This window comes from Mesorhizobium dulcispinae (genome assembly GCF_033977345.1).
In the GTDB taxonomy this organism is placed as follows: Bacteria; Pseudomonadota; Alphaproteobacteria; order Rhizobiales; family Rhizobiaceae; genus Mesorhizobium; species Mesorhizobium dulcispinae.
The window spans coordinates 1-8,937 of the sequence record NZ_JAVIIY010000041.1 but is presented as its reverse complement, the minus strand read 5'-3'; the positions used below and the strand labels follow the sequence as shown (position 1 = coordinate 8,937).

6 protein-coding genes and 1 pseudogene are annotated in these 8,937 nt (G+C 56.0%); 5 read left to right on the top strand and 2 right to left on the bottom strand.

Features of this window, described 5'->3' with window-relative positions:
• Nucleotides 1-68: 68 nt before the first annotated feature.
• A pseudogene (locus RFN30_RS31960) lies at nt 69-835 on the bottom strand (IS5 family transposase).
• Between the two features lie 37 nt (nt 836-872).
• A complete protein-coding gene (locus RFN30_RS31955; RefSeq protein WP_320265940.1) occupies nt 873-1,388 on the bottom strand; it encodes a hypothetical protein in 516 nt (171 codons plus the stop codon).
• Between the two features lie 366 nt (nt 1,389-1,754).
• Between RFN30_RS31955 and alr the strand changes: the two genes are divergently transcribed.
• The 5 genes from alr (at nt 1,755) to RFN30_RS31930 (ending at nt 8,785) form a co-directional block, all read left to right on the top strand.
• Nucleotides 1,755-2,873 carry an alanine racemase gene (gene alr, locus RFN30_RS31950; RefSeq protein WP_320265939.1) on the top strand — a complete coding sequence of 373 codons (1,119 nt, stop codon included), beginning with the start codon at nt 1,755-1,757 and terminating at the stop codon, nt 2,871-2,873.
• A 418-nt stretch (nt 2,874-3,291) separates the two neighbouring features.
• On the top strand, nt 3,292-4,893 hold the full coding sequence (locus tag RFN30_RS31945; RefSeq protein ID WP_320265938.1) for an ABC transporter substrate-binding protein: 1,602 nt from the start codon (nt 3,292-3,294) through the stop codon (nt 4,891-4,893).
• Nucleotides 4,894-5,250: 357 nt separating this feature from the next.
• On the top strand, nt 5,251-6,222 hold the full coding sequence (locus tag RFN30_RS31940; protein ID WP_320265937.1) for an ABC transporter permease: 972 nt from the start codon (nt 5,251-5,253) through the stop codon (nt 6,220-6,222).
• Nucleotides 6,223-6,225: 3 nt separating this feature from the next.
• The gene (locus tag RFN30_RS31935; RefSeq protein WP_320265936.1) at nt 6,226-7,116 is read left to right on the top strand and encodes an ABC transporter permease; all 891 of its coding nucleotides are present in this window, start codon (nt 6,226-6,228) and stop codon (nt 7,114-7,116) included.
• On the top strand, nt 7,109-8,785 hold the full coding sequence (locus RFN30_RS31930; RefSeq protein WP_320265935.1) for an ABC transporter ATP-binding protein: 1,677 nt from the start codon (nt 7,109-7,111) through the stop codon (nt 8,783-8,785). Before RFN30_RS31935 ends, RFN30_RS31930 begins: the two co-directional genes overlap by 8 nt.
• Nucleotides 8,786-8,937 lie beyond the last annotated feature (152 nt).

Sequence of the window (8,937 nt, the reverse complement as noted above, 5' to 3'; positions counted from 1 at the left end):
CCATCGATCAAACTCCTGCTCTTGTGACAGAAGCCGAACAAAATGAAGCTTACTTTGGTTCCAGGTGACTAGGACGTAGACTCATTACCGCGTAGCCAGATGCGGATTGCGACGAGTTTCAAGGCGGCAAGATAGTTTTCGGCCAGCTTGTCGTATCGCGTTGCGATACGACGGAATTGCTTGGCCTTATTGAAGAAGCGTTCGACCAGGTTGCGCGCCTTATAGAGGAAGGGGCTGAAGCAGATCGCGTCCTTGCGGTTGGCCTTGGGCGGAATGTTGGCCCATGCCTTTCGCTCGGTGACGGCATTGCGCAAGGCGTTCGCATCGTAGCCCTTGTCGGCGAGCAGCATGGCACCCTCGGGCAAATCCCTGATCAAGTCCGCTGCGGAAGCGATGTCACTCATCTGGCCTGCCGTGAGCGTCAGCTTGATCGGCCTGCCTTCGGCGTCGACAAGAGCATGGATTTTGGTCGTCAGCCCGCCTCGGGAACGACCGAGACAATAATCTCGATCCCCCTTTTTGCCGTCGCGCCTTGCTGATGGACGCGAACAATGGAGGTATCGATCATCTGCACCGTCGCATCATGGGCTTTGGTGATGTCATCCATGAGGCGGTCCCACACACCTGCTTTCCGCCATCGGACGAAGCGATTGTAGCAGGTGGTGCGTGGGCCGTATCGCTCTGGCAGATCGCGCCATGGCGCACCCGATCGCAGCACCCAGAAGATGCCGTTCAGCACACGGCGGTCATCGACGCGTGGCACACCACGTGGCTTGTTGGGAAGGTGAGGTTGGATTGCGCGCCACTCGAAGTCGGTCAGTTCGTATCGGCTCATGCCATCGGTGAATCAGCTTGGGCGGCCGAAGGAAAGCCTAATTGAACTCAAGCCTGTTGATTTTAGCGATCAAATCGCTGTCCAAATTCAGCATGACCTCCGCGACATCGACATGACCTTTAGCAACGGCCTGAGCAGCCATTGCCGACAAAAGCATCGATTGATCCCAAGCATCATTTCGATGGAGACTTACGACCTCGCCAAGGCTCGCCAGAGCGCGGTGATAGTCGTCGGCGCATTCGGTAGAGATCTCAGGTCCGCGCCCCGTTCTCCGGGCAACTTCAATAGCTGCAGGTAGCTGGAAGAATGAAGAGTCGATGGGCGTTCGCGTCTCAGCTGCGATTTCCACGATGTGCGGAACAGCTGCATAAGAAGCTGTATAAACGTCACCTTGATGGCAAAGACTCGACCAGAGGCTATACCACGGCTCTTCCTGATAGCCTTTCGTAGGACTGGTAGCTGAGCGCAATTCCCGCAGCAGATCTGGAACGTCCACCGCGCGGCCGTATACATGCTGCAGTTCGCCCCATCGGTGGTCTTCAAGTGAGAGCAACAGGACATCCTACCTTCCAAAGCCTCACAATCAAACACCACCTGCCATCGCCCGCGTCGCTGGTCCACAGTTTATGAGTTTACGACCTAGTCCTCGCGGGGCATCGGGAGCGACTGTGAGCAAAGTTGTTTTCGCCGCCTGCTATTCTGGATCATCCACCACGCGCGTAGCCGCCGCGTAAGTAGCTGCGAGAAGGCAGCGTGGTTCAAACTGGTTTGGCGCATAGTGCCTGATTACCAATCTGAAACAAACCCGTCGCCCGTGGAACGATTATGAAATGGATACCGCGAAATTGGGCTTATTCGGTTCGAAACCGACGGCAAATTTAGTCCACCATTTCATGGTTCCCCCCTCAATGAGAAGACTATGCATAGCGAAACAGACGATCCGGGAAAACGAGCTGGCGCGACCGGACGCCTGACGATCGACCTCTCCGCGCTTGCTCGAAACTATACGAAGCTCTGCTCGCTCGTAACTCCCGCGCGCGCTGCGGCTGTGGTGAAGGCGAATGCCTACGGTCTCGGTGTCGAACGCGTTGCGCCCACGCTCTGTGCGAAGGGCTGCCGTCATTTCTTCGTCGCACAGTTTTCCGAGGCTCAGAAATTGCGGCCACTGCTGGCCAACGACGCACAAATCTTCGTGCTGAACGGTCTCCAGCCTGGCGATGAGATCGCCTGCGCGGAAAGCGCCATCGTACCGGTGATTAATTCGCTGCGGCAATGGCAGCGCTGGTCAGCGATCGCAAAGTATCTGAAGCGCACGCTCCCCGCAGTCGTTCAGTTCGATACCGGAATGTCACGGCTCGGTATCCCGGCGGAGGAATGCGGTGCGCTTGCCGCGGAACTGTCGGCGCAGAGCAACGTCGAGGTCCTGTTCATCATGAGCCATCTGGCTTCGGCGGACGAAGCAGATAACCAACAGAATGACGACCAGTCCGTGGCAATGGAGCGCATCGCCGATCAGTTCCCTGGCTTCGATATCTGTTTTGCCAATTCCGGAGGCATCTTTCTCGGCAAACCCTACCACGGGGTTCTCGCCAGACCAGGGATAGCCCTTTATGGCGGAGCACCGACTGCGGGAGAGCCCAATCCAATGGAGCCGGTGGTCAGCCTGGAAGTTGCCGTGGTCCAAACCCGGACGGTACCGGCCGGTGCCAAGGTTGGTTATGCCGGCGCCTATGTCGCGGAAAAAGAAACCCGGCTTGCGACGGTCGCCGCAGGCTATGCCGATGGACTGCCGCGCAGCCTCAGCGGCCGCGGCGCCGTCTGTTGCATGGAAACGCGTTTGCCGATTACCGGCCGCGTATCGATGGACAGCATCACCGTCGACATCACCGCCTTGCCCGAAGGCACGCTGTCGCTCGGCAGCTTCGTCGAGGTTCTCGGACCACATCAATCGCTTGAGGACGTGGCCCGCGATGCCGGCACGATTTCCTACGAAATTCTGACAAGCCTCGGCGATCGTTACGCCAGGCACTACCGCTAAGAGCCGTCCGGCTTTCATCCCTTTCGCTCCAATCGCTCCTTCAACGGCCTCGGCACGTCCGGAGGCCAATGACGCGATCTAAGGGCTTATCGCTTACTCCTACGCTGCGGTGATCTTTCGATGAGAACTCGGCATCGTGCGTCAGCTGAGCTGCCGCACGGATTATTGCCGAAAGTCGATAAACTTATGCTGAAAAAATGTGAGACGTAGCAACAATTTTTGGAAGAAGTTACTCAAAGGGAGAGAAAAGAGCCGAGGTGTTAAGCGCGCCGACCGGAGCAGACGGCGGCCGTCGGACGACGAAACTTGGCGCAATTCTGCACGCTTTTTACGAGCTATTACCCACGTAAATTCCGGCAATATTGAACCTCGCGCTTGGCGATTCAGTATCGGCGGACGGATAAGAAGGGAGGTATAAATGCCTGACAATACCAAAGAAAGAACCGCGTCCCAAGGCAAAGGGACTTCTCGCCGTGAGTTCCTTTATCACGCAGCTGCCTTAGCTGGCGTGGCCGGTATGGGCACCGTCTTGCCGAAATCCGCGCTCGCGAATACGGCCGAACCGACTAAGGGCGGTTTTATGAAATTCGGCTTGGCCGATGGATCCCAAGCCGACTCTCTCGATCCCGCGACCTGGCCGAGTTCATTCGCACTTGCGGCGCTCGGCGGGTCGATGTGCAACAATTTGACCGAAATACTTCCAGATGGTTCCGTAGTGCCGGACTTGGCCGAGCGCTTTGAGTCTTCCGAGGGTGCAACCAAGTGGGTATTCAAGCTTCGCAACGGCGCAACGTTCCATAACGGTAAGAAAGTCACGCCCGCTGACATTATTGAATCCATGCAACACCATATGGGCAAGGGGACTACTTCCGGCGCAAAGGCCATGCTCGCGCAGGTCGAATCGATTGGGGCCGACGGAAAGGAAGCCGTCACATTCAAGCTAACGAGTGGCGTTGCCGATTTCCCATACCTGCTCGCGGACTTCCATTTGCCGATAATGCCGGCGAAATCTGAAGGTGGCTTAGACTGGGGTGCGAAGGTGGGTACCGGGCCATTCCTGCTCGAGCACTTCGAACCCGGCGTTAGCGCTAAGCTAAAGCGAAATCCAACCTATCACAAGGAAGGCAAGCCCTATCTTGACGAGGTCGAGTTTCTCGTCATCACCGATGCCGTTGCGCGGACAAATGCACTTGTTACTGACGAGGTGCAGTACATGGAGGAGGTCGATATCAAGACCATCAACATGTTGAAGCGCAATCCGGATATCGCGATGCAGTTAGTAGCCAGCGCGCGTCATGATGCGTTCGACATGAACACGCAGGTGGAGCCATTCAACAATAATGATGTTCGCTTGGCGCTTAAGTATGCCATGAACCGGGATGAGATCTTGAATAAGGTTTATTTCGGTTCGGCGCATCTAGGTGACGATAACCCGCTAGCGCCCTCGATGCCTTTTGCCATCGCTCCGAAGCCTCAACACACCTACAATATTGAGAAGGCTAAGGAGCATCTGAGGAAGGCGGGCTATGAAACGCTGAGAATTGATTTGTCCGTAGCTGAGTCAGCCGCGACAGGGTCGGTTGAGGTTGCGGCTCTGTTCAAGGAACAAGCGGCTAAGGCTGGCATCGAAATTAATCTGATCCGTGAGGCCGACGACGGTTATTGGGACAAGGTGTGGCTGAAAAAGCCGTTCGTGGCGGTTGGCTATTTCGGCCGGGCAACTGCCGACTGGCTCTTTACTCAATTCTATCAGACAGGTGCCGCTTGGAATTCGACCCATTTCAGCCACAAGCGCTTCGATGAGTTGCTCATTGCGGCCCGCGGCGAAACCGATCAAACCAAGCGCGCCGCGCAATACGCGGAAATGCAGCAGATTTTGCACGATGAGGGCGGCACGATCACGTATGCCTTCCTAAATTACACCAACGCAGTCTCCAGGAAGGTTGGTTTCAATACCGTTGGCGGTGTGTTTCCGCTGGACAATGGACGGGCGTCTGAGCGGTGGTGGCTGAACGCATAGCGTGAAAATCGATGGGTGAGCGAACTAAAGCTCAGGCGCAGCTGAATCGCGACGACTTTCATCGGGAGAACGTCTCTTGATGCAGATTGATGGGGCACCACGCACGGCGAGTACATCATCGTCGCAAGCGAATTCTCTCGGCCGTGGTGTTAACAGTCGGTTGATTGCTGCACAAGAAGTGATTGGCGAAAGTTCCAGCCAGCACATCACCCATCCTTACTGGCTCCTACAAATCAGCGGCCTACCCGCGGTCATTCCCTTGCACGCCGGGCAGCAGGTTGTCCCGACGGCCACGCGCCGCCGCCCGGCGACGGTTTCGACACCAAGAGGATATTTAGCTTCGCAAAGGTACCGTAGATGACGTCGCCTCTCCTCCAGACTATCTGTTCTCGCTTGCTTCTCGGCAGTTTGTCGCTAGCGGCCGTTTCGGTTATTATTTTTTCGACCGTCAGCATGCTTCCAGGCAATTTTGCCACCTCGATCTTGGGGCAGTCCGCCACTCCGGAAACAATTGCCGCTTTTGAGAGCCGCCTCGGTCTCGATCAACCCGCGACAACGCGCTATTTCAAGTGGGTTGGTGGCATCCTGCACGGCGATCTCGGAGAATCTTTGTCGTCCACGGCAAGCGAGCCTCGGTTTGTTGCGGATATTATCTCGTCGCGTCTGCGTAATACGTTGCTCCTGGCTGGCGTAACCGCACTCGTTGCGGTCCCACTATCGATCATACTCGGCATTCTGTCCGCACTTTACCGAGGCACCGTCTTCGACCGCGGGATCAATGGGGTTTCCCTAACGACAATCTCAATCCCAGAATTCTTCATGGCCTATATCCTGATAATGTTTGTTGCCGTCAGGCTGCGATGGCTACCGACCCTATCCAATGTCAACGACGGAATGGACTCATTCGAGTGGGTCAAACGCATGGCCTTGCCCGTCATGACCTTAACGATCGGCATCATCGCCCACATGATGCGGATGACAAGGTCGGCAATTGTGGGTGTGTTGTCTAGCCCCTACATCGATATGGCGAAATACAAGGGCGCTTCTCCAGCACGAATCATTCTGCGCCACGCCCTGCCCAACGCTTGGGGGCCAATTGCCAATGTCGTGGCCGTGAACTTGGCTTACCTGGTGGTGGGCGTCGTGGTGGTAGAGACGGTGTTCGTCTACCCGGGGATCGGCCAGACAATGGTGGATGCAGTGCGGACTCGGGATATACCGGTAGTGCAAGCATGCGCACTGATTTTTGCAAGCGTCTACATCCTTATGAATCTCATTGCGGACGTTATTGCTATAGCAACAAACCCGAAGCTACTCCACGCGAGGTGACGGATGGTGGACACCGGCAACACAACCGATATTTCTCCGCGTGAAGTGCGCTTGCCCGGCCGGCGTAACAGGTTCCGCTATTCGGTCCGAAAAGCGCCCCTCAACGTTCAACTCTGCTTCGTCATCGTCGCAGTTTATTTACTAGCCGTTCTATTCGCGGGGTTCGTGGCGCCGTTCGGTGAATCGGAACTGGCTTCTCCCGAGGCATTCGCTCCGTGGAGCAGCGTGCATCCGCTTGGCACGGATCAACTCGGCCGTGACGTGCTCAGCCGGTTGATTTACGGTGCGCGCAATTCCATCGGTATCGCTGTCGTGACGACCACCATGTCCTTCTTGCTGGGAGGCACGCTTGGAATGGCGGCCGCGCTGCTCGGCGGATGGGTGGATCAGGTTGTCGCGCGCGTGATCGATATTCTGATGGCGTTCCCCCAGTTGATCTTCGCGCTGATGCTCCTTTCCGTTTTCGGAACATCGATTCCGAACCTCATCACGATCATAGCGGTTCTCGATTCAACTCGGGTCTTCCGGCTGGCTCGCGCACTAGCGATGAACGTCACGGTAACTGATTATGTAGAGTCTGCGCAGCTCCGCGGAGAAAACATCCTGTGGATCATCGCTCATGAGATTTTACCCAACATTCGGCTCATCCTGGTGGCAGAATTTGGGCTTCGCTTCTGCTTTGTCTTTCTGACTATCTCCTCGCTGTCATTCTTGGGATTGGGCATCCAACCACCTATGGCAGACTGGGGTTCAATGGTTCGGGAAAATGCCAGCCTGATCACATATGGAGATATCACCCCATTGGTTCCGGCAGCCGCGATCGCTTTGATTACCGTGGCTATCAACTTCATCGTCGACTGGTATTTGCAGGTCAGGACTGCTTCAAATGGTTGAGGGGATCATGGAAAGTTCGCAGACCGAGATTGAACGCCGCCCTACGCTTCTCGTCATCCGGAATCTCGTTATCAATGGATCGGTCGACGGCTCCCCTGTTCCAATCCTGCGGGGCATCGATCTTGACGTTCATCGGGGCGAAATCATCGGTCTGATCGGTGAGTCTGGTGCTGGCAAGTCCACTCTTGGATTGGCAGCAATGGGGATGTTGAAGGAAGGCTGCGTATTCGCTGACGGGCGAATCAATTTCGATGAAATCGATCTTCGTAACAGTCCCGAACCGGTTAAGCGCGAGCTGCGCGGGTCGCGCGTCGCTTATGTCGCCCAGAGTGCCGCCGCATCCTTCAACCCTGCGCATAAGCTCATCGACCAAGTGGTCGAAAGCTGCGAAATACATAAAATAGAAACGCGCAACCGAGCCGTAAAGAAAGCAACTACGCTATTTGGTGAGCTTGCCCTCCCGAACCCAGACCGAATAGGCAATCGATACCCGCACCAGGTTTCGGGCGGGCAGTTGCAGCGTCTAATGACGGCTATGGCGATGAACTGCCGGCCTGACCTCATCATCTTTGACGAGCCGACGACGGCCCTTGACGTGACCACTCAAGTCGAAGTTCTGGCAGCCATTCGCAAAGTCGTCCAGCAGTACGGGACGGCGGCCATATATATCAGCCACGACTTGGCACTTGTATCGCAGATGGCTCATCGCATCGTCGTGTTAAAAGATGGTCTCAAAGTCGAGGAGGCCGAGACTCGTCGCATGCTCGCAGCCCCCCAGCATCCCTACACCAAGACTCTCTGGGCTGTGCGTTGCCTCGAAAAACCTCAGGCCGATGTCGCTCGGCCGATATTGGAAATCCGACGTATCAACGCAGCATATGGCACGGTTCGTGTGCTGGAGGATGTGAGTTTGACCGTACCCCGCGGGCATACCGTTGCGGTCGTCGGCGAGTCGGGATCGGGCAAGTCGACCTTGGCTAGGGTCGTCTCAGGGCTGCTGGTAGTTCAGCAAGGCGAAGTCGTGTTTGATGGCCTTCCGCTGCCGTCGTCTCGACGAGAACGGAGCAGCGACTTTCTGCGAAGAATTCAGCTTGTTTATCAATCGGCGGACACCTCGCTCAATCCCAGCCATACAGTTCGCAAGCTGCTGTCGCGTCCACTTCGGCTCTACTACGGATTAAAGGGAACGGCGGCTGAACAGCGCGTAAACGAACTGTTGGACATGATTGAACTAAGCCGGGCTCTTATTGATCGGTACCCTTCAGAACTCTCTGGCGGGCAAAAACAGCGCGTTGCTATCGCGCGCGCGTTAGCAGCGAAGCCCGAGCTAATGATCTGCGATGAGGTAACCTCAGCACTCGATCAAGTCATACAAGAGGGCATTCTTAAGCTGCTGATTCTACTCCAGAAGGAGTTGTCACTCTCATACCTTTTTATCACTCATGATCTCGCTACAGTGAACGCGATTGCGGACGAAGTGGTCGTCATGCACCGCGGCCGGGTCGTTCGAGGCGGTGAGAAACAGGTCGTGTTGTCGCCGCCCTTTGATGAATACACGCAACTGCTTATGAGTTCGGTGCCGCAGATGAATCCAGATTGGCTAACTGACGTGCTGCGCACGCGTGCCCGCGACATCACGCCTGGAGGGGTCAATCCATCATCTCATTGATCGGCTACGTCTTGCTTTTCTTAGCCGCAAGAGACGTCTGGAGCGGGCCAAGATCGAGATAAGCGGTCATCGCTCTCAGCTAGAGCGTTTCACAGCTTGATTGAATCGGAAGGGATTGAACGAAGCCGCTGACGCGGCATTTGGCGGGTCGG

Bases quoted from the DNA above. Each gene is read 5' to 3' on its own strand.
- alr (WP_320265939.1), top strand. From the start codon at position 1,755: ATGCATAGCGAAACAGACGATCCGGGAAAACGAGCTGGCGCGACCGGA.
- RFN30_RS31945 (WP_320265938.1), top strand. From the start codon at position 3,292: ATGCCTGACAATACCAAAGAAAGAACCGCGTCCCAAGGCAAAGGGACT.
- RFN30_RS31940 (WP_320265937.1), top strand. From the start codon at position 5,251: ATGACGTCGCCTCTCCTCCAGACTATCTGTTCTCGCTTGCTTCTCGGC.
- RFN30_RS31935 (WP_320265936.1), top strand. From the start codon at position 6,226: ATGGTGGACACCGGCAACACAACCGATATTTCTCCGCGTGAAGTGCGC.
- RFN30_RS31930 (WP_320265935.1), top strand. From the start codon at position 7,109: ATGGTTGAGGGGATCATGGAAAGTTCGCAGACCGAGATTGAACGCCGC.